Source organism: Pengzhenrongella frigida (assembly GCF_004168625.1).
Taxonomy (GTDB): domain Bacteria; phylum Actinomycetota; class Actinomycetes; order Actinomycetales; family Cellulomonadaceae; genus Pengzhenrongella; species Pengzhenrongella frigida.
Genome location: NZ_SDWW01000031.1, coordinates 25,851 through 46,633, shown reverse-complemented (window position 1 = coordinate 46,633; position 20,783 = coordinate 25,851). Strand labels below are relative to the sequence as shown.

Sequence of the window (20,783 nt, the reverse complement as noted above, 5' to 3'; positions counted from 1 at the left end):
GACGATGAGACTGAATTTGCGTAAACGCACACCCCTGCCCGTCGAACCTGGAACCGCCGGTCCGGTCCGTGTCGACCCCCGGACGAAGACGCTGACCAAGCGCCTCAAGCCCGGTGACATCGCGGTGATCGACCACCTGGACATCGACCGGGTCTCGGCGGAGGCGTTGGTCTCCTGCCGCCCGGCCGCGGTGCTGAACGCCGCGCGCTCCACGTCCGGCCGGTACCCGAACCTCGGCCCCGAGATCCTGGTCGGCGCCGGGATCCCGCTGGTGGACGACCTCGGCCCCGACATCATGACGCTGACCGACGGTCGCACCGTGCGGGTGCTCGGCGGCGTCGTGCACGAGGGGGACAAGGTGCTCGCCGAGGGCATCGAGCAGACGCCCGAGACCATCGCGGTGAACCTCGAGGCCGCGCGCGAGGGACTCTCCGAGCAGCTCGAGTCGTTCGCGGCGAACACCATGGACTTCCTGCGCCGGGAGCGGGACCTCCTGCTCGACGGCGTCGGCGTGCCGGACATCGACACGGTGATCGACGGGCGGCACGTCCTCATCGTCGTGCGCGGCTATCACTACAAGGCCGACCTCGCCACGCTTCGCCCGTACATCGTGGAGTACCGACCGGTCCTCATCGGGGTCGACGGCGGCGCGGACGCGATCCTCGAGGCCGGCTGGACGCCGCAGCTCATCGTCGGCGACATGGACTCGGTGTCCGACAAGGCGCTCAGGTGCGGGGCGGAGGTCGTGGTGCACGCGTACCGCGACGGCCGGGCCCCCGGGCTCGAACGCGTCGAGAACCTCGGCGTCAAGCACGTGGTCTTCCCGGCGACCGGCACGAGCGAGGACGTCGCGATGCTGCTCGCCGACGACAAGGGCGCCGAGCTCATCGTCGCCGTCGGGACGCACGCCACGCTCGTCGAGTTCCTGGACAAGGGCCGGTCCGGGATGGCGAGCACGTTCCTCACCCGGCTCCGGGTCGGCAGCAAGCTCGTCGACGCCAAGGGCGTCTCGCGGCTCTACCGCGCGCGGATCTCGAACGTCCAGCTCGGCCTGCTCGTCCTCGCCGGGCTGTTCGCCCTCGGGGTCGCCCTGGCCTCGACCGCGGCCGGGCAGACCCTGATCGGTCTCGCCGGAGCCCGCTTCGACGACTTGTTCTCTTGGGTCGGTTCGCTGTTCGGCGGTGCCTGATGCGCACCGGTGACCGGACCGCCCGACCCACCCCCGACGGAAAGACCGCCCTGTGATCGACTTTCGGTACCACATCGTCTCCCTGATCTCCGTGTTCCTCGCGCTCGCCGTCGGCATCGCGCTGGGCGCCGGGCCGCTGAAGGAGACGATCGGGGACAGCCTGACGGGACAGGTCGAGCAGCTCCGGCAGGACCGGGACGCGCTGCGGTCCGACCTCGACGCCACCGAGCAGACGCAGGCCGACCAGAAGGCGTACCTCGAGGCCGCCGCCCCGCGGCTGCTCTCCGGTGCCCTGACCGACCGCCGGGTGGCCATCGTCACCATCGGTGCGGTCGACGACGACTCCGTCGCGGCGGTCACGTCCCAGCTCGACTCCGCCGGCGCCACGGTGAGCGCGCAGGTCGAGGTCACCGACAGCTGGACCGACCCGTCGTTGCGCAGCTTCCGGCAGGCGCTCGCGGGCAACCTCGTCACCTATCTGGAGCCGGCTCCGGCCGAGAGCGCCGGGCCCGACGTCGAGCTGGCCGAGGCCCTGATCCAGGGGCTCACCGGGGCCGACCCCGCGTCGCCGAACGAGCTCTCCGAGTCCGCGAGCCTGATCCTCGAGCTGCTGGCGAACGACGAGAGCAAGCTCATCACCGTCGCCGAGCCGGTGTCGACGCCTGCTGACGCGGTGGTCATCCTCACGAGCTCCGACCCCGAGGAGACCGCCACCGCCGAGGGGTCCCAGGACGTCGTCGCGGCCGAGGTCGCCATCGCGTCCGCCGCCCAGGCCCGCTCGGAAGGCGCCGTGGTCGCGACCGTGCGCTCGTCCGAGGGTGACCTCGTCTCGACGATCCTGGCCGACGGCGATCTGGCCCAGGAGCTGACGACCGTCACCGGGGTCGACCAGATCACCGGGCAGATCTCGATCCCGCTGGCGCTCAACGCTCGCATCGGCACGGTCGTGGGCCACTACGGCTTCGGCGACGGCGAGACGGTCATGCCCGAGCGGGTCACGGTCACCGCGGTGGACCGCACGCCGGCCGTCGTACCCGTCGACCCGGCATCAGACGTCCAGGCGACAGGGTGAGCACGTCGGTCGGACGCCGCCTGATCGCCGCGCTGGCGGCGGCCGCGGCGACCACCGGCGCGCGGCCGGCCCTGGACCTGCTCGTCGGTGACCAGACCCGGTGGACGCGCACCAACCACCGGGGCGAGCCCGTGAGCATGCTCGAGGGGCCCGCGGCCGCCGTCGGCCTGCTCGTCGGCGGCGTCGTCGGGGCGCCGAGCGCACGCGCCGCGCTGGCGGCCACGGTGGCCACGGCCGGCGGTGTGGCCTTCGGGCTGGTCGACGACCTGACCGAGGACCGTGCCACCCGCACCAAGGGGCTGCGCGGACACCTCGGCGCGCTCGCCCACGGTGAGCTCACCACCGGGGGCCTGAAGGTCCTCGGCATCGGCGTCAGCGCCCTCGCCGCTGCGGCGATTGCGACGCGGCGCCGCAGTACCGGGGGCTGGCTGTTCGACGTGGCCACCTCCGGCGCGCTCATCGCCGCGTCGGCGAACCTCGTCAACCTGCTCGACCTCCGCCCGGGCCGAGCACTCAAGGCCACCGCCCTCGCGGCGGCGCCCCTCGCGATCACCGGTGGTCCCGCAGCCGGGCTCGCCGCCGGGGTGATCGGCGTGTGCGCCGGGGCCGCGCCCGGCGACCTCGCCGAGCGGGACATGCTCGGTGACAGCGGGGCGAACGCGCTCGGAGCCCTGCTGGGCACCGCCGTCGTGCTCGGGTCGCCCCGCAGCGTCCGGCTCGGGCTGCTCGCTGGCGCCGTCGGGCTGACGGTCGCCAGCGAGCGGGTGAGCTTCACGAAGGTCATCGCGACCACGCCGGTGCTGCGTGAGCTCGACGCGTGGGGTCGGCGTCCGGTGCCGAGCCCTGGGACCGCGGGTCCGGCAGCGGACCTGGCCGCGGACCCGACCGAATGAGCCCGGGGCTCCGTCGCGCACTGAGCGGGATGGCCGGTGCGGCCGCGATGATCGCGGTGATCACGATCATCAGCCGGCTCGTCGGATTCGCGCGGTGGTTCGCGCAGTCCAACGCTCTCGGCGCCACCCCGACGGGGACCGCCTACGCGACCGCCAACACGCTCCCGAACATCTTCTTCGAGGTCGTCGCGGGGGGCGCCCTGGCCGGCGCCGTCGTGCCGCTCCTCGCGGGCCCGCTCGCCAAGCACCTGCGGGTGGACGTCAACGCGATCTCGTCCGCGCTGCTGACCTGGGCGCTCGCCGTGCTGGTGCCGACCGGGGTGCTGCTCGCTGTCCTGGCCCGCCCGCTCGCCGGGCTGCTGGTCGACGGCGTGGTCGGCGAGGACCCCGCGGTCACCCAGGCGACCGTCGACCTCGCGAGCCAGCTGATCGTGATCTTCGCCCCCCAGGTCGTGCTGTACGGGATCGGCGTCGTGCTCTCGGGGATCCTGCAGGCGCAGCGCCGGTTCTTCTGGCCGGCCGCGGCGCCGCTCGCGTCGAGCCTCGTGGTGATCGCCAGCTATCTCGCCTTCCGGTCGATCGGGGGCGCGGACCGTACCGATCCAGCCGCGCTGTCGGCGCAGGCCGTGGCCTGGCTCGGGTGGGGGACCACCGCCGGGGTGGCGGCGATGAGCCTGCCGCTCCTGATCCCCGTGCTTCGCTCCGGGGTCCGGCTGCGGCCGACCTTCCGCTTTCCGCCCGGGGTCGCCCTGCGCGCCCGGCACCTCGCCCTCGCGGGCATCGGCGGCCTGCTCGCCCAGCAGGCCGCGGCTCTGGTCACGCTGAAGCTGGCGAACTTCTCCGGGGGACCGGGGACGTTCAACATCTATCAGTACTCGCAGGCGGTCTACTTCCTGCCGTACGCGGTGCTGGCCGTCCCGCTGGCGACGGCGGCCTTCCCGCGGCTGGCGGAGCACGCCGCCTCGGGTGACCTGAGCCGGTACAGCCGACTCGTGGCGGTCAGCACGCGGGCCGTCCTGCTGGTCAGTGCGGCCGGTGCCGCCGCGCTGATCGCCGCGTCCCCGGCCATCACACAGATGTTCGTGTCGAACGACGCGAACCCGAACGCGGCCGAGGCCCTGGCGCCGATGTCGCTGACCCTGGCGGTCCTCGCCCCGGGGCTCCTCGGCTTCGGGCTGATCTTCCAGCACTCCCGCGTGCTCTTCGCGCTCGAGCGGGGCCGCGCCGCCGTCACCGCGGTGGCGATCGGGTGGCTCGCCGTCGTGGTCGCCTCGGTCGTGGCGGTCCTGGCCCTCGCGCCGGACCGCGGCGATGCGTCCGGGACGCTGCTCGGCCTCGCGATCGGGAACACCGTCGGGATGACGGTGGCCGGGATCGTGCTCGTGATCGCCGTGCGCCGGTGCGCCGGTGCTCCCTCGCTCGCGGGCACGCCTCGCACGCTGGCCGTGGCGGTGGCGGGGGCGACGGTCGGGGCGGCCGTGGGGCGGTGGGTGGTGGATGCGGTGCTCGGGCTGCTCGAAGACAGGTTCGTGACCGCGCTGTTCGCCGGGCTCGGTGCGGCGGCCGTCAGCGTCTTCCTCGTGCTGACCGCGACCTGGTTCGCGGACCGGTCGACGATCACCGGAGCGCTCACCGCCGACCGCGCGGTGACCACGCCGGGCGCACCCCGGTTCGACTCCACGGAGAAGCCCCGTGACTGACGACGCCGGGATCGGCGACCCGCTCGAGGCGCCGGACGGACCCCGACTGCGCGTGCTGCAGGTGCTCGGGTCGAGCGCCGGGGGAGTGGCGCGGCACGTCGCCCAGATCGCCGCCGCGCTCGCCGCGCCGGTCCCGAACGGACTGGGTGCGATGGTGCGCGTGGCCGGACCGGCGGCGCTGGGCGCCGACCTCGCCCCGACCGGTGGGCCGGTGACGTTCCGCGCCGTGGCGATCACCGATCGGCCGCGCCCCGGGGACGCGGGCGTCGTGCTGCGGCTGCGGGCCCTGGCCGCGGGAGCCGACGTCGTGCACGCGCACGGTCTGCGGGCGGGCACGCTCGTGGTGCTGGCGACCCGGATGGTGCGGGCCCCTCGGCCCCGCGTCGTCGTCACGCTGCACAACCTGCCCGTCGGCGGCCGCGCGGTTCGCGGCGTGTCCGCGCTGCTCGAGCTGGTCGTCGCGCGCGGCGCCGACGTCGTGCTCGGCGTGTCCGGCGACCTCGTCGAGCGGTCCCGCGCGCGGGGTGCCCGGGGCGGCGAGCGTGCGCTGGTTCCCGCGCCGTCGCGGCCCCACCCGAACGCCGACCGGGCCGCGGTGCGCCGCGAGCTGGCGCTGACCGACGACACCGCCCTGGTCGTCACGGTCGGGCGGCTCGCCCCCCAGAAGGGCCTCGACACGTTGCTCGACGCCGCCGTCGAGCTCGGTGCGGCCGTCGAGCAGGGCGCGGCCGACCGGCACGTCCTGTGGGCGGTCGCCGGGGACGGGCCGCTCGAGGAGCACCTCGCCGAACGCAGCGCACGGCTGGCCGCACCCGTGCGGCTGCTCGGGCGCCGCGGCGACGTCCCGGACCTGTTCGCCGCGGCCGACGTCGTGGTGAGCACCGCCGTCTGGGAGGGCCAGCCGATCGGCATCCAGGAGGCGCTCCAGCTCGGCGCCCCGGTCGTCGCCACCGACGCCGGCGGGACGCGCGAGGTCACGGGCGACCGGGGGGCGGTCCTGGTCCCGGTCGGGGACGCCACCGCGATCGCGGCCGCGGTCGCTCGGCTGCTCGCCGACCCCGGCGAGCGTGCCGCGCTGGCGGCCCAGGCTCGCGCCCGGGCGGCCGAGCTGCCCGACCTGGCCGACGTCGTCGACCAGCTGCGGCGCGTCTACGCGCGCTGAACGAAGCGGGTCGTCGCGATCCGGTGGTGCGTGTCACGGCCCGGTCGGGCGTTCAGAGCCCCGGACGTCCGGTAGAATCAAAGCCCGTGGCAGACCGAGCAAAACGACTCCCCGGGCGAACCAACTTGACCCGGCACATCTTCGTCACCGGCGGCGTGGCCTCGTCCCTGGGTAAGGGGCTGACGGCTTCCAGCCTCGGTCGCCTGCTCCGGGCGCGCGGCCTGCGGGTGACCATGCAGAAGCTGGATCCGTACCTCAACGTCGATCCCGGCACGATGAACCCGTTCCAGCACGGCGAGGTCTTCGTCACCGAAGACGGCGCCGAGACGGACCTCGACATCGGGCACTACGAGCGGTTCCTCGACGTGAACCTCACCCAGATGGCGAACGTGACCACGGGGCAGGTGTACTCGACCGTCATCGCCAAGGAACGTCGCGGCGAGTTCCTCGGCGACACCGTCCAGGTCATCCCGCACATCACCGACGAGATCAAGTCGCGGATGCGGGCCCAGGCGGGCCCCGACGTCGACGTGATCATCACCGAGATCGGTGGCACCGTCGGGGACATCGAGTCCCTTCCGTTCGTCGAGGCCGCACGCCAGGTGCGCCACGATCTCGGTCGCGACAACTGCTTCTTCCTGCACGTCTCGCTGGTGCCGTACATCGGGCCGAGCGCCGAGCTCAAGACCAAGCCGACCCAGCACTCCGTGGCCATGCTGCGGTCGATCGGTATCCAGCCGGATGCGCTCGTGCTGCGCGCCGACCGGCCCCTGCCGGAGGCCATCAAGCGCAAGGTCGCGCTCATGTCGGACGTCGACGTCGAGGCGGTCATCGCCTGCGCCGACGCGGCGAGCATCTACGACATCCCGCGCGTGCTGCACTCCGAGGGGCTCGACGCGTACGTCGTGCAGCGTCTGAACCTCCCGTTCCGGGACGTCGACTGGTCCGCCTGGGAGAAGGTGACCGACCGGGTCCACAACCCCAAGCACCATGTCGAGATCGCCCTGGTCGGCAAGTACATCGACCTGCCCGACGCCTACCTGTCCGTCACCGAGGCGATGCGCGCCGGCGGCTTTTCGCAGGACGCCAAGGTCCACATCCGCTGGGTGGTGTCGGACGACTGCGACACCATCGAAGGTGCTGAGCAGGCGCTCGAGGGCGTCGACGCGATCCTCGTGCCCGGCGGCTTCGGCGTGCGGGGGATCGAGGGCAAGCTCGGCGCCCTGCGCTGGGCCCGCGAGCACAAGGTGCCCACGCTGGGCATCTGCCTCGGCCTGCAGACCATGGTCATCGAGTACGCGCGCACCGTGCTCGGGCTCGCGGACGCGTCGTCGTCCGAGTTCGACCCGGACACCACGAACCCGGTGGTGGCCACGATGGCCGAGCAGCTCGCCATCGTCGACGGTGACGGTGACCTCGGCGGAACGATGCGCCTGGGTTCCTACGCCGCGGTGCTCACGCCCGGCTCCGTGGTCGCCAAGGCCTACGGGACCGAGCAGGTGACCGAGCGTCACCGTCACCGGTACGAGGTGAACAACGCCTACCGCGCCCAGCTCGAGGAGGCCGGTCTGGTCTTCTCCGGGCTCTCGCCGGACTCGAAGCTCGTGGAGTTCGTCGAGCTCCCGGCCGACGTCCACCCGTACTACGTGGCCACGCAGGCGCACCCCGAGTTCAAGTCGCGCCCGACGCGTGCGCACCCGCTGTTCGCCGGGCTCGTGAGTGCCGCCCTCGACTACCAGGCGGACGGCAAGCCGACCGCCAAGCCCACCGGCAAGCAGAAGGCCGGCACGGTTGCCTGACGGGATGCAGGTCGTCCTGGATCAGCACGCCCCGCACCCGGTCACGGCACGCGAGGTCCTGCACGAGGGCATGATCTGGGATCTCGTGGCCGAGGACGTCGAGCTCGGCAGCGACGACGGTGCATCCGTCGTGGTTCGGCGGGAGTTCCTCGCGCACCCCGGCGCCGTCGCGATCATCGTGCTCGACGACGACGAGCGGGTCCTGCTGCAGCGGCAGTACCGGCACCCGGTGCGCCGCGAGCTGTGGGAGCCGCCCGCAGGGCTGCTCGACATCCGCGGTGAGGACGCGCGCGAGGCCGCGGCGCGCGAGCTCGCCGAGGAGGCCGACCTCGTCGCGGCCCGCTGGGACGTGCTGGTCGACTTCTACACGAGTCCCGGCGGGAGCGACGAGGCGCTGCGGATCTTCCTCGCGCGCGGCCTGACGGACGTCGCCCACGCCGACCGGTTCGAGCGCGAGGCCGAGGAACGGGACATGCCCGCACGCTGGGTCCCGCTCGCCGAGGCCGTCACGCTCGTGCTCGGTGGAGCGATCCACAACCCGTCGGCGGCGGTCGGGATCCTCGCGGCGTCGGCCGCGCGGTCCGCCGGCTGGGCCACGTTGCGCCCTGCCGACGCACCCTGGCCGGAGCGGTCTCCCGCGTCGGTGTGACCGCTCGCCGCCTGCGGTCTCGCCACCGGCTGGATCGCGTGGCGTCCGGCTCAGCGGCTGGTCGACACGCGGTACTGCGCGTTGGCCACCGGGATGAAGACGGCGAGGATCAGGACCGTCCAGATCAGCGTGTAGGCCGCGGGGTTCTGCAGCGACCACGCGTCCGAGGTGGTGGCCGGTGCGCCCGGCGGAATGTTCCCGAACAGCTCTCGGGCCGCCTGCGTGACCGACGAGACCGGATTCCACTCGGCGAACGTCCGTAGCGGCTCCGGGAGGGTCGCCAGCGGGACGAACGTGTTGGCCACGAACGTGATCGGGAAGATCACGATGAACGAGGCGTTGTTCACGACCTCGGGACTCGGCACGAGCATGCCGATCCACGCCATGATCCACGAGATCGCGTAGGCGAACACGAGCAGCAGGGCGAACCCGGCGAGCGCCTCGAGCGGCGTGCTCCGGATGCGCCAGCCGACCAGGAGCCCGGTCAGGGACATCACGATGAGCACGATGATGTTGTTGACGACGTCCGACAGCGTGCGTCCGGTCAGGACCGCCGAGGGCGCCATCGGCAGGGATCGGAACCTGTCGATGATGCCCTTCTTGACGTCCTCCGCGAGTCCCGCGCCCGTGATCGTCGCCCCGAAGATCACGGTCTGGGCGAAGATCCCGGCGATCAGGAACTCGCGGTAGGCCGCCCCCCCACCTTCCTGGTCGATGGCGCCGCCGAACACGAACGAGAACAGCAGCACGAACATGATCGGCGAGAGGGTCGTGAAGACCAGCAGGTCGGGGACGCGCTTGATCTTGATGATGTTGCGCTTCGCGACGACGTGCGCGTCCGTGATCACGTGCGGGATCGTCAGGCTCATCGAGCCACCTCCTGCTGGGGGGCGCCGCTGGGCACGTCGTCGGACTCCGCCGCGGCGTGGCCCGTGAGGATCAGGAAGACGTCGTCGAGGGTCGGCCGGCGCAGGCCGACGTCGTCGAGCCGCAGGTCGACCGAGTCGAGCCGCCGGAGGGCCTCGGTGAGCACCGACGCGCCCCCGCTGACCGGCACGAGGAGCGTGCGGTGCTGGTGGTCGAGCGTGGCGCGGCCGATCCCGAGCGGCTCGAGGAGGTCTCGGGCCTCGGTGAGCCGGTTCGTGTCTGTGACCGTGATCTCGAGCCGCTCCCCACCGACCTGGCTCTTGAGCTCGTCCGAGGTGCCCTGCGCGATGATGCGGCCGTGGTCGATCACGACGATCTTGTCCGCGAGCAGGTCGGCCTCCTCGAGGTACTGCGTGGTGAGCAGCAAGGTCGTACCGCGCGAGACGAGCGTCTGGATGACCTCCCACATCTCGGTGCGCCCCCGCGGATCGAGCCCGGTCGTCGGCTCGTCGAGGAAGAGCACCGGCGGGTCGGCGACGAGGGCCCCCGCGAGGTCGAGGCGTCGACGCATCCCGCCCGAGTACGTGCGCGCGGGTCGATCGGCGGCGTCCTCGAGGCGGAACTGCGCGAGCAGCTCACGGGAACGCTCCCGGCTCGCGCGTCGGCCGAGGTGGTAGAGCCGGCCGATCATGTCGAGGTTCTCGAACCCGGTGAGGTACTCGTCGACCGCGGCGTACTGGCCCGAGAGGCCGATCTTCCGGCGCACCCCCGCCGGATCGGCCAGGACGTCCATCCCCGCGACCTCGGCCTGGCCCTCGTCGGGGCGCAGGAGGGTCGCCAGGATGCGCACGACCGTCGTCTTGCCGGCTCCGTTGGGCCCGAGGAGGGCGAGCACCGTGCCGGTCGGCACGGTCAGGTCGACCCCGTCGAGGGCCGTGACCTTCCCGTACCGCTTCACCAGTCCCTGGGCGCTGATCGCATCAGTCATGAACAGCAGGCTAGGACGTGGGTCCCACATCGCGCGAGGGGTAGCCGTGATCTACCAGCACCCGGCCCATCGTGAACCCGTCGCCGGGGATCGGGAGGCGGACGAACCCCAGGCGACCGTAGAAGCCGATCGCGCGCACGTTGGTCGGCGAGACCTCGAGGTGGACGCCGGGCGAGCCGGCGGCGGTCAGCTCGACCAGGAGCCGGGTGAGGAGTCGGCGTCCCCAGCCCGTGCCCTGCCAGGCGGGGAGGAGGTCGATGTGCAGGTGCGACGGGAACGACCGCAGGACGGCGGTGTCCGCCACCGGCGGGTCGTGGATCAACGCGATCACCTCGGCGTCGGCGCTCCGCGGGGAACCGGTGCGGGTCCCCGTGCCGGTCGCCATCCCGATCGCGGTGCCCGTCCCGGCGCCGAGCGGGTACCGCGCGCGCAGGCCCGGCCACCACTCGCGCTCGCAGGCCCGCGCGAAGCGTGCCGTGTCCAGCGCGCCGAGCACGTACCCGCCCGCTCGACCCGAGCCGTCGTCGAGCACGAACGCCCGCTCCGGCTCGAGCGTCACGTAGGGGCCGACGTAGACGGACCCGAGCAGGCGCGGATCGCTGAAGAGCTCGCGCGCGTCGGAGCCGTCGGCGCCGGTGCGCAGGCACACGTCGTACAGCGCGTCGGCGTCGTCGGGCACGAAGCCCCGGATGGACATGGCGGCGCGCGCGGCCGTCAGCGGCGCCGGAGCGTCAGCAGCGCCCAGGTCGTGGCGACGGTCAGGAGCGCCGCGCCGAGCATGTGCAGAGCGACGAGAACCTCGGGCAGCCCGGTGAAGTACTGGACGTAGCCGATCAGTCCCTGCGCGGCCGTCGTGGCGAGCAGCACGAGCGCCGCGCGGCGGGCCCGGGCCGGTGCCCCGCCGCGGAAGAGAGCAACGAGCAGGGCGGCGAGCAGCCCGAGGAAGAGCCAGACCGACCCGGAGTGCAGCCGGGCGATCAGGATCGGGTCGACGGCGAACCGGTAGGCGACCTCGGTGTCACCCCCGTGCGGCCCCGAGCCCGTCACGACGACGCCGAGCGCGAGCACGAGCGCGGCGGCGGGTGCGAGGGCCCACGCGATCGCGGCGGTGCGCGGCGCGACCAACCGCTCCGGTCGCGCGTCGCCCTCGTCGAAGCGGGACAGCAGCACCGTCGACACCGCGACGATCGCCATCGAGAGCAGCAGGTGGAGGCCGACGACGGCGGGGTCGAGGTCCAGCAGCACCGTGACACCGCCGAGCACGGCCTGCAGGACCACCCCGATCAACGGAACCAGGCCGAGCACGCGGAAGCTGGTCGCCCGACGACGGTCGGTGAAGACCAGGACCGCCACGAGGATCGCGATCAGGCCGAGCACGCCGGTGAGGGTGCGGTTGCCGAACTCGATGAACGGGTGGATCGACGTCGCGCCGTGCAGGATCGGGGTGAACGCACCGGGTTCGCACTGGGGCCAGGTCGAACAGCCGAGACCGGAGCCGGTGAGGCGGACGGCACCACCCGTGACGATGATGGCGACCTGGGCGACCAGGTTCGCGACGAGCACCGGGCGGGTCCAGCGGGTGGCCCGGGCGAACGGGCCGGCGGGTCGTCGGCCACCGCCCCTGCCGACGTCGGCGGAGACGGGCGCAGACGGGACGATGTGGCCGGTGGGGGGGCTGCTGCTCACGGACCTACGGTAGCCGTCGCGCCCTCGCCGCGAGGTCGACGGCGAGTGTGGCGTGTCTCAGCTCCAGCGGAACAGCTTGCCCGCGCCCAGGGCGAGCGCGATCGTCCAGGCGAGCAGGACGAGGGCCGAGCCGACCGGGAGTCCCGAGTCGAGCAGCGCGCCGCGCAGGGCGTCACCGAGAGCGCCGGAGGGGAGGAGCGGTGCGAGGGTGGCCAGCGGGCCGGGGAGCATCGTCGCGGGGACGACCGCGCCGCCCGCGACCGTGAGCAGCACCAGCAGCAGGTTCGCGACAGCGAGCACAGCCTCCGCCCGCAGCGTCCCCGCCAGGAGCAGGGCGAGCGACGTGAAGGCGGCTGTCCCGAGCCCGATCGCCACCAGCGCGGGGACGAGTCCCGCGATCGGCGGTTCCCAGCCGAGCGCGAGCGCCACCCCGCCGAGCACGACGACCTGCACCGCCTCGACCGCGAGCACGGCGCAGACCTTGCCCGCGAGCAGCCCCCCGCGACCGAGCGGGGTCGTCGCGAGCAGGCGCAGCACGCCGTTGCGGCGGTCGAAGCTGGTCGTGATGGCCTGCGAGGTGAACGCGGTGGACATCACGGCCAGGGCGAGGATGCCCGGGGTGACGAAGTCGATCCGGCGTGCGCCGCCGGTGTCCAGCTCGAGCAGGTCGGGCTGGGCGAGCGCGATCAGCAGCAGGACCGGCAGGATCAACGTGACGAGCAGCTGTTCGCCGTTGCGCAGGATGAGCCGGGTCTCGAAGGTCGCCTGGGACAGCACCCGGCGCCAGGCCGGTGCGGCGAGGCCGGGGGGAGCGGCGGTCATCGCAGGTTCCGTCCCGTCAGGTCGAGAAAGACATCCTCGAGCGTGCGTCGCCCGACGGAGATCCGGCTCGCGAGCAGGTCGCGAGCGGCGCACCAGGCCGTCAGGGCGGCGAGCACCCGGGGGTCGACCGCGCCGGTCACGAGGTACTCCCCGGGAGTGGTCTCGTGCACGGCCGCGAGCGAACCGTCGGCGGGTCCGGCCGCCGTCAGGACCCCGGCCAGGTCGACGGCGTCGAGGCCGGGCTCCGTACGGAACCGGAGCGTGCGGTCGTCGCCGGCCGCGACGAGGTCGGCCACCGACCCGCGGGCGATGACGGCGCCGTGATCGACGATGACGACGTGGTCGGCCAGATCCTCCGCCTCGTCCATCAGGTGGGTGGTGAGGACGACCCCGACCCCCTCGGTGCGCAGCTCGCGGACGAGCTCCCAGACGGCGTTGCGCGACTGCGGGTCCATCCCGGCGCTCGGCTCGTCGAGGAAGACCACCTCGGGCCGGCCCACCAGGGCGGCCGCGAGGGCCAGCCGCTGCCGCTGCCCGCCGGAGAGCCGACGCACCGAGGTGGTGGCGAACGAGTCGATCCCGAGGCGTTCGGACAGCTCGCTGACCTCGCGCGGACGCGCGTACATGGACGAGATGTGGCGCAGCATCTCGATCGCGCGCACCCCGGTGGGGAGCCCGCCGTCCTGGAGCATCACGCCGACGCGGGGTCGCAGCGCGGCGGCCTGCTGGAGCGGATCGAGGCCGAGCACCCGCACGCGGCCGTCGTCGGGCCGGCGCAGCCCCTCGCAGCACTCGATGGTCGTCGTCTTGCCGGCGCCGTTCGGGCCGAGGACCGCGGTGACCTGGCCCCGCGCGGCGACCAGGTCGAGGCCGTCGACCACGGCCCGACCGCCGTACCGCTTCACCAGCTGGGTGATCTCGACGGCGGGGGAGTTGGACACGCGGTCGAGTCTAGGTCGGGGCTCCCGGTGCCAGGACCCGGTGGGGGTGCGGTCGGAGGGCGCTCCAGATGTAAGGGTGTCCTTGCTTGCGGGAATGGAATTCGACAACAAGTATGTTGGCAATATCAGCGGGCCTTGCGGCCCGGCTGCCCGGGGCTGTCCACGTCCAGTCGGGCATCGAGCTCAACCCAGACCTGCGGAGGTGACGATGAGGACGACCATGCTCGATACCAGTACGCCGGTGTCGGTCGCCCGCGCCGTCGAACCGCCGGCCGTCGAACCGCCGGCCGTCGAGACCGAAGCCGATTCCACCACCCGGCAGCGCGTGCTCCAGCTCGTCGCGTCGGCCGGTCCCGTCACGACGGCCGACCTCGCGTCGACCCTGCACCTCACCCCGGCGGGCATCCGCCGCCACCTCGGGGTCCTCGAGGCCGACGGGCAGATCGTGGTGCACGAAGGGGCCGGACCCGGTCGGGCCCGGCGCGGTCGACCCGCGCGGCACTATGTCGTGACCAACCACGGCCAGGCGGCCCTGTCCAACACCTACTCCGAGCTCGCGGCGCAGGCACTGCGCTTCCTCGCGGACGTCGCCGGACCGAGCGCGGTCCAGTCGTTCGCCGAGGCGCGGGTCCACGGCATCGAGGAGCGGTACCTCGCCCTGGTGGGCGACGGGGCCGGCCTCGAGGCACGCGTGGACGCCCTTGCCCGCGTGCTGGCGACGGACGGCTTCGCCGCGAGCACCCGGGCGGTGCCCGGCCTGAGTGCCATCCAGCTCTGCCAGGGCCACTGCCCGGTGCAGCAGATCGCCGCCGAGTTCCCGCAGCTGTGCGAAGCCGAGACCCAGGCGTTCTCCCGCTTGCTCGGTGTCCATGTCCAGCGGCTCGCCACCCTGGCGAGCGGCGGGCACGTGTGCACCACCAACATCCCGACCGCGACGACTTCGACCGGTTCCAGCCCGGCCGTGAGACCAGAGGAAGGCAGGACGTCATGAGCGCCCCCACCCAGAGCGCAGCCACGGCTGCTCCGATGACGCAGGACGAGGCCATCGCCTCGATCGGCTCCTACACCTTCGGGTGGCACGACTCCGACGAGGCCGGCCGTCTCGCGCGCCGCGGCGTCGACGAGGAGGTCGTGCGCAACATCTCGGCCCTCAAGGACGAGCCGGAGTGGATGCTCAAGCTGCGCCTGAAGTCGCTGAGGCTGTTCGACAAGAAGCCGATGCCGACGTTCGGCTCGGACCTGTCGGGGATCGACTTCGACAACATCAAGTACTTCGTGCGCTCGACCGAGAAGCAGGCCACCAGCTGGGACGACCTGCCCGACGACATCAAGATGACGTACGACCGCCTCGGCATCCCCGAGGCCGAGAAGCAGCGCCTGGTGGGTGGGGTGGCCGCGCAGTACGAGTCCGAGGTCGTCTACCACCAGATCCGCGAGGACCTGCAGGAGCAGGGCGTCATCTTCGTCGACACCGACACCGGCCTGCGCGAGTACCCCGAGATCTTCGAGCAGTACTTCGGCTCGATCATCCCGCCGGGTGACAACAAGTTCGCGGCGCTCAACAGCGCGGTGTGGTCGGGCGGCTCGTTCGTCTACGTCCCGCCGGGCGTGCACGTCGACATCCCGCTGCAGGCGTACTTCCGGATCAACACCGAGAACATGGGCCAGTTCGAGCGGACGCTGATCATCGCGGACGAGGGCTCGTACGTGCACTACGTCGAGGGCTGCACGGCGCCGATCTACTCCAGCGACTCGCTGCACTCCGCGGTCGTCGAGATCATCGTCAAGAAGAACGCCCGGGTGCGGTACACGACCATCCAGAACTGGTCGAACAACGTCTACAACCTCGTGACCAAGCGGGCGACCGCGGCCGAGGGCGCCACGATGGAGTGGGTCGACGGCAACATCGGCTCCAAGGTCACCATGAAGTACCCGGCGATCTACCTCATGGGTGAGCACGCCCGCGGCGAGACGCTGTCGATCGCGTTCGCCGGCGAGGGCCAGCACCAGGACGCGGGCGCCAAGATGGTGCACGCCGCCCCGCACACGTCGTCGTCCATCGTGTCCAAGTCGGTGGCTCGCGGTGGCGGTCGCAGCTCGTACCGCGGTCTCGTGCAGATCCTCGAGGGTGCGCACGGGTCGGCGTCGAACGTCCTGTGCGACGCGCTCCTGGTCGACCAGATCTCCCGCTCGGACACCTACCCGTACGTCGACGTCCGCGAGGACGACGTGTCCATGGGGCACGAGGCGACGGTGTCCCGCGTGAGCGAGGACCAGCTCTTCTATCTCATGTCCCGTGGCATGAAGGAGACCGAGGCCATGGCCATGATCGTGCGCGGCTTCGTCGAGCCGATCGCGCGGGAGCTGCCGATGGAGTACGCCCTCGAGCTGAACCGCCTCATCGAGCTGCAGATGGAAGGGTCCGTCGGTTGATGTCCAGCGCCACCAGAACTGATCTAGAAGCGACCGACCGCGAGACGCCCGTGGGTCTGACGACCGACCACACGCGCGCCGTGGCCGACGGCCAGCACACGCACGGGACCGGGGGGACGCCGCAGGGCTCGCGGGCCGAGCGCAAGACGTCGTTCGACGTCGCCGACTTCCCGCTTCCGCACGGTCGCGAGGAGGAGTGGCGCTTTGCTCCCGTGGACCGGATCGCCCCGCTGTTCGCGGCGGAGCTGACCGGCCACGGCATCCTGACCACGGTCGTCGAGGCGCCTGAGGTCGTCGTCGAGATCGTCGACCGCGACGACCCGCGGCTCGGCCGGGCGGGCCGGCCCGGCGACCGCACCGCGGCCGCCGCGTGGGCCTCGTTCCACCGCGCGACGATCGTGACCGTGCCGGCCCAGGCCGTCGCCTCGGCCGTGACCTCGATCCGAGTCGAGGGGGTCGAGGGTGCGGCGCGGGACGCCACGGCCTCGCACGTGCTGGTGCACGCCAAGGAGCTGTCCGAGTCCGTCATCGTCCTGGACCACCAGGGCGACGCGACGCTGTCCGAGACGGTCGAGATCGTCGTGGACGACGGCGCGAAGCTGACGATCGTGTCGGTCCAGGACTGGGCCCCCGGCGCGGTGCACATGGCCTCGCACCGCATCACGATGGGTCGCGACGCCCGCGTCAAGCACGTCGTGGTCACGCTCGGCGGCGACGTCGTGCGCGTGACGCCCGATGCGGAGTTCACCGGCGAGGGTGGCGAGCTGGAGATGCTCGGCCTGTACTTCGCCGATGCCGGCCAGCACCAGGAGCACCGGCTGTTCGTGGACCACGCGGTGCCGCGGTGTCGCTCGCGCGTCACGTACAAGGGCGCACTCCAGGGTGCCGGAGCGCACACCGTCTGGGTCGGCGACGTGCTGATCCAGGCCACGGCCGAGGGCACCGACACCTACGAGCTCAACCGCAACCTCGTCCTGTCGGACGGCGCGCGGGCCGACTCGGTGCCGAACCTCGAGATCGAGACCGGCCTCATCGAGGGTGCGGGCCACGCGTCCGCGACCGGGCGGTTCGACGACGAGCAGCTGTTCTACCTGTGCTCGCGCGGCATCCCCGAGGAGGACGCCCGTCGGCTCGTCGTGCGCGGGTTCTTCGCGGACGTCGTGCACCAGATCGGCGTCCCGGGGATCGAGGACCGCCTCCTGCAGTCGATCGAGGCCGAGCTCGAGCGCAGCCGGACCGCCCTCGACATCGAGCAGGCCGACGCATGAGCGCTCAGCTCGCGTGCCTGACCGCGGACGTACCCGTGTGCGGGACGTTCCGGGTCGAGCTCGAGGCCGAGACCGGAACGGTCGAGGTCGCCGTCGTGCGCGGCGAGGACGGTGAGCTGCACGCCATCTCGGACATCTGCTCGCACGGCGCCGTGTCGTTGTCGGAGGGCGAGGTGGAGGGCAGCACGATCGAGTGCTGGCTGCACGGCTCGCGGTTCGACCTGCGCACCGGTGTCCCGACCGGCCTGCCCGCCGTCCGTCCCGTCCCCGTCTACCCCCTGACCGTCGACGGCGAGCGAGTGCTCGTCGACGTCGACGCCCCCGTCTTGACCGGCAAGGAGAACTGAATGTCCACGCTCGAGATCCGCGACCTGCACGTCAGCGTCGAGACGAAGGAGGGTCCCAAGCAGATCCTGCGCGGGGTCGACCTGACCGTCGCCAGCGGCGAGACCCACGCCATCATGGGCCCCAACGGGTCGGGCAAGTCGACCCTGGCCTACTCGCTGGCCGGTCACCCGAAGTACCAGGTGACCGCGGGCACCGTACTGCTCGACGGCGAGGACGTCCTGGCCATGACGGTGGACGAGCGGGCGCGCGCCGGCATGTTCCTCGCGATGCAGTACCCCGTCGAGGTCCCCGGGGTGAGCGTGTCGAACTTCCTGCGCACCGCGAAGACCGCGATCGACGGCAAGGCCCCGCCGCTGCGGACCTGGGTCAAGGGCATGCGGTCCGCGATGGACGCGCTGCGGATGGATCCGGAGTTCGCCGAGCGCTCGGTCAACGAGGGATTCTCGGGTGGTGAGAAGAAGCGCCACGAGATCCTCCAGATGGAGCTCCTCAACCCGAAGTTCGCGATCCTCGACGAGACCGACTCGGGTCTGGACGTCGACGCGCTCCGCGTCGTGTCGGAGGGCGTGAACCGGGTGCGGGCCGGGGGCGAGGCCGGCATCCTGCTGATCACGCACTACACGCGCATCCTGCGGTACATCAAGCCCGACTTCGTGCACGTCTTCGTCGACGGCCGGATCGCCGAGCAGGGTGGACCCGAGCTCGCCGACCGGCTCGAGGCCGAGGGCTACGACCGCTTCCTGCCTACCGGCGCCTCTGCCTGAAAGGGCGTTCTCACATGTCCGCCCATCTCGTCACCCCCGTGCTGACCGGGGTGGAGCTCGCAGCGGTGCGCGCGGACTTCCCCCTGCTCTCGCGCACCGTGCGCGGCGGTCGGCCGCTGGTCTACCTGGACTCGGGGGCGACGTCGCAGAAGCCCGACGTCGTGCTCGACTCCGAGCAGGACTTCTACCGCCAGCGCAACGCCGCCGTGCACCGCGGCGCGCACCAGCTCGCGGAAGAGGCGACCGAGGCCTTCGAGGCCGCGCGCGCGGAGGTGGCCTCGTTCGTCGGGGTCGGCTCCGACGAGCTCGTCTGGACGTCGAACGCGACCGCGGCGATCAACCTCGTCGCGTACGCGATCGGCAACGCCACGGCGGGCCGTGGCGGGGCGGCCGCGCGCCGGTTCGCGCTCCAGCCCGGTGACCAGATCGTCGTGACCGAGTCCGAGCACCACGCCAACCTGGTGCCGTGGCAGGAGCTCGCGGCGCGCACCGGCGCGACCCTGCGCTGGATCGGGGTCGACGACGACGGCCGGCTCCGCACGGACCAGCTCGCGTCCGTGGTCACCGACCGCACCCGCGTGCTCGCCTTCACGCACGCCTCGAACGTCACGGGCGCCGTGACCGACGTCGCGCCATTCGTCGCCCGGGCTCGTGAGGTGGGTGCGCTCACCATGCTCGACGCGTGCCAGAGCGTCCCGAACCTGCCCGTCGACCTCGCCGCGCTCGGCGTCGACTTCGCGGCGTTCTCGGGTCACAAGATGCTCGGCCCGACGGGGGTCGGTGCGCTGTACGGGCGCCGCGAGCTGCTCGAGGCGCTGCCGCCGGTGATGACGGGCGGGTCGATGGTCGAGGTCGTCACGATGGAGACCGCGACCTACGCGCCCCCGCCGCAGCGGTTCGAGGCCGGTACCCAGATGATCGCGCAGGCCATCGGCATGGGGGCCGCCGCGCGGTACCTCGCCGAGCTCGGGATGCACGGCGTCGCCGCCCACGAGGCGGAGCTCACGCGCGCGCTGCTCGCGGCGGTGGCCTCGGTGCCGCACGTGCGGGTCGTGGGCCCGCTCGACGCCGCAGACCGGTTGGCGACCGTGTCGTTCGTCGTCGACGGCGTGCACGCGCACGACGTCGGCCAGGTGCTCGACGACGCGGGCGTCGCCGTCCGCGTCGGTCACCACTGCGCGCAGCCGCTGCACCGTCGCTTCGGCGTCGCCGCGACCGCGCGCGCGTCGGCGTCGGTCTACACGACGGTCGAGGAGATCGACGTCTTCCGGGAGGCGCTCGCCGGCGTCCGCGGGTTCTTCGGACTGAACGAGGTAGCGACCGCATGACGAACGCGATGGAGCAGCTCTACCAGCAGGTGATCCTGGACCACGCGAAGTTCCCGCACGGGCGTGGTCTGACCACCGACGCGGTGGCCCCCGGCCATGCGATCGGCGAGTCGCACCAGGTCAACCCGACCTGCGGCGACGAGGTCACCCTGCGGGTCGACATCGATCCCGCCGACGGGGTGCCCGTGCTGCGCACGGTGAGCTGGGAAGGGCAGGGCTGCAGCATCTCGCAGGCCTCCATCTCGGTGCTCACCGACCTGGTCACCGGTGCCGAGCTCACCGAGGTGGACCGCCTCGCCGAGACGTTCCGCCAGCTGATGCACGCTCGCGGCGCGGGGCTCGACCCCGACCAAGAGGACGCCCTCGGCGACGCCACGGCGTTCACCGGGGTCGCGAAGTACCCCGCACGGATCAAGTGCGCCCTGCTCGGCTGGGCCGCGCTGCGCGATGCCGTCGCACGATCCGGTGCGGGCCTGCCGGCCACGACCTCTCAGGAGCTGCCATGACCACGCTCACCCCCGCCGACTCGACGCCACCCACCGTGGCCGACATCGAGGAGGCCCTGCGCGACGTGATCGACCCCGAGCTCGGGATCAACATCGTCGATCTCGGCCTGGTCTACGGCCTCACCGTGGACCAGAGCAACAACGTCGTCATCGACATGACGCTCACCTCGGCGGCCTGCCCGCTCACCGACGTCATCGAGGACCAGACGGCGACCAGCCTCGAGGGGATGGTCGCCACGTTCCGGATCAACTGGGTCTGGATGCCGCCGTGGGGTCCCGAGAAGATCACGCCCGACGGTCGCGACCAGATGCGGGCCCTCGGCTTCAACATGTGAGGTCGACGGCGGCCGTTGGCCTCGGCTGGCGGG

General features: G+C 72.3%; 21 protein-coding genes. 15 read left to right on the top strand and 6 right to left on the bottom strand.

The genetic code is table 11. The annotated features are described in order from the left end of the window. Positions 1-4: 4 nt before the first annotated feature. The 7 genes from steA to EUA98_RS13065 all read left to right on the top strand — a co-directional run bounded on the left by steA (position 5) and on the right by EUA98_RS13065 (position 8,464). Entirely contained in the window at positions 5-1,189 is a 1,185-nt protein-coding gene (gene steA / locus EUA98_RS13095; protein ID WP_130103130.1) for a putative cytokinetic ring protein SteA, read from the top strand. A 52-nt stretch (positions 1,190-1,241) separates the two neighbouring features. After that, a complete protein-coding gene (locus tag EUA98_RS13090; protein WP_130103129.1) occupies positions 1,242-2,261 on the top strand; it encodes a copper transporter in 1,020 nt (339 codons plus the stop codon). Next, entirely contained in the window at positions 2,258-3,154 is an 897-nt protein-coding gene (locus tag EUA98_RS13085) for a hypothetical protein (protein WP_130103128.1), read from the top strand. Before EUA98_RS13090 ends, EUA98_RS13085 begins: the two co-directional genes overlap by 4 nt. Beyond that, positions 3,151-4,854 carry a murein biosynthesis integral membrane protein MurJ gene (gene murJ, locus EUA98_RS13080; RefSeq protein WP_130103127.1) on the top strand — a complete coding sequence of 568 codons (1,704 nt, stop codon included), beginning with the start codon at positions 3,151-3,153 and terminating at the stop codon, positions 4,852-4,854. Before EUA98_RS13085 ends, murJ begins: the two co-directional genes overlap by 4 nt. After that, positions 4,847-6,016: a glycosyltransferase family 4 protein gene (locus tag EUA98_RS13075; RefSeq protein ID WP_207219084.1), complete on the top strand. Its 1,170-nt coding sequence runs from the start codon at positions 4,847-4,849 to the stop codon at positions 6,014-6,016. Before murJ ends, EUA98_RS13075 begins: the two co-directional genes overlap by 8 nt. 86 nt (positions 6,017-6,102) lie before the next feature. Next, entirely contained in the window at positions 6,103-7,815 is a 1,713-nt protein-coding gene (gene pyrG / locus EUA98_RS13070; protein ID WP_305038286.1) for a CTP synthase, read from the top strand. 4 nt (positions 7,816-7,819) lie between these two features. Continuing rightward, entirely contained in the window at positions 7,820-8,464 is a 645-nt protein-coding gene (locus tag EUA98_RS13065; RefSeq protein WP_130103126.1) for an NUDIX domain-containing protein, read from the top strand. A gap of 50 nt (positions 8,465-8,514) precedes the next feature. Here the strand turns inward: EUA98_RS13065 and EUA98_RS13060 are convergent, their stop codons facing one another. Genes EUA98_RS13060 through EUA98_RS13035 form a run of 6 tightly spaced genes read right to left on the bottom strand, consistent with a single transcriptional unit; the run spans position 8,515 to position 13,768 of the window. Further along, positions 8,515-9,333, bottom strand: coding sequence for an ABC transporter permease (locus EUA98_RS13060; RefSeq protein WP_165372830.1), 819 nt, complete (start codon positions 9,331-9,333; stop codon positions 8,515-8,517). Continuing rightward, entirely contained in the window at positions 9,330-10,319 is a 990-nt protein-coding gene (locus EUA98_RS13055; RefSeq protein ID WP_130103125.1) for an ATP-binding cassette domain-containing protein, read from the bottom strand. The genes EUA98_RS13060 and EUA98_RS13055 overlap by 4 nt, the downstream gene beginning before the upstream one ends. Before the next feature lie 10 nt (positions 10,320-10,329). Continuing rightward, on the bottom strand, positions 10,330-10,998 hold the full coding sequence (locus EUA98_RS13050; RefSeq protein WP_242511481.1) for a GNAT family N-acetyltransferase: 669 nt from the start codon (positions 10,996-10,998) through the stop codon (positions 10,330-10,332). 35 nt (positions 10,999-11,033) lie between these two features. Then, entirely contained in the window at positions 11,034-12,005 is a 972-nt protein-coding gene (locus tag EUA98_RS13045) for a COX15/CtaA family protein (RefSeq protein ID WP_350339502.1), read from the bottom strand. 57 nt (positions 12,006-12,062) lie between these two features. Then, a complete protein-coding gene (locus EUA98_RS13040) occupies positions 12,063-12,827 on the bottom strand; it encodes an ABC transporter permease (protein WP_130103123.1) in 765 nt (254 codons plus the stop codon). Beyond that, entirely contained in the window at positions 12,824-13,768 is a 945-nt protein-coding gene (locus EUA98_RS13035) for an ABC transporter ATP-binding protein (RefSeq protein ID WP_130103122.1), read from the bottom strand. Before EUA98_RS13035 ends, EUA98_RS13040 begins: the two co-directional genes overlap by 4 nt. A 220-nt stretch (positions 13,769-13,988) precedes the next feature. On the opposite strand from EUA98_RS13035, the gene EUA98_RS13030 reads away from it, so the two are divergent. Genes EUA98_RS13030 through EUA98_RS12995 form a run of 8 tightly spaced genes read left to right on the top strand, consistent with a single transcriptional unit; the run spans position 13,989 to position 20,750 of the window. Continuing rightward, entirely contained in the window at positions 13,989-14,759 is a 771-nt protein-coding gene (locus EUA98_RS13030; protein WP_130103121.1) for a helix-turn-helix transcriptional regulator, read from the top strand. Then, on the top strand, positions 14,756-16,201 hold the full coding sequence (gene sufB / locus EUA98_RS13025) for a Fe-S cluster assembly protein SufB (RefSeq protein ID WP_130103120.1): 1,446 nt from the start codon (positions 14,756-14,758) through the stop codon (positions 16,199-16,201). Before EUA98_RS13030 ends, sufB begins: the two co-directional genes overlap by 4 nt. Continuing rightward, a complete protein-coding gene (sufD, locus tag EUA98_RS13020) occupies positions 16,201-17,469 on the top strand; it encodes a Fe-S cluster assembly protein SufD (protein WP_130103119.1) in 1,269 nt (422 codons plus the stop codon). Before sufB ends, sufD begins: the two co-directional genes overlap by 1 nt. After that, positions 17,466-17,816, top strand: a complete 351-nt coding sequence (locus EUA98_RS13015) for a non-heme iron oxygenase ferredoxin subunit (protein WP_130103118.1) — start codon at positions 17,466-17,468, stop codon at positions 17,814-17,816. The genes sufD and EUA98_RS13015 overlap by 4 nt, the downstream gene beginning before the upstream one ends. After that, positions 17,817-18,581 (top strand): Fe-S cluster assembly ATPase SufC, encoded by a 765-nt coding sequence (gene sufC, locus EUA98_RS13010; RefSeq protein WP_130103117.1) that lies wholly within the window; start codon positions 17,817-17,819, stop codon positions 18,579-18,581. Positions 18,582-18,595: 14 nt separating this feature from the next. Next, complete coding sequence (locus EUA98_RS13005; RefSeq protein ID WP_130103116.1) at positions 18,596-19,909, top strand: SufS family cysteine desulfurase; 1,314 nt, start codon at positions 18,596-18,598, stop codon at positions 19,907-19,909. After that, positions 19,906-20,415, top strand: a complete 510-nt coding sequence (gene sufU / locus EUA98_RS13000; RefSeq protein WP_130103115.1) for a Fe-S cluster assembly sulfur transfer protein SufU — start codon at positions 19,906-19,908, stop codon at positions 20,413-20,415. Before EUA98_RS13005 ends, sufU begins: the two co-directional genes overlap by 4 nt. Next, positions 20,412-20,750 carry a metal-sulfur cluster assembly factor gene (locus EUA98_RS12995; protein ID WP_130103114.1) on the top strand — a complete coding sequence of 113 codons (339 nt, stop codon included), beginning with the start codon at positions 20,412-20,414 and terminating at the stop codon, positions 20,748-20,750. The genes sufU and EUA98_RS12995 overlap by 4 nt, the downstream gene beginning before the upstream one ends. The last annotated feature ends 33 nt before the right edge of the window (positions 20,751-20,783 follow it).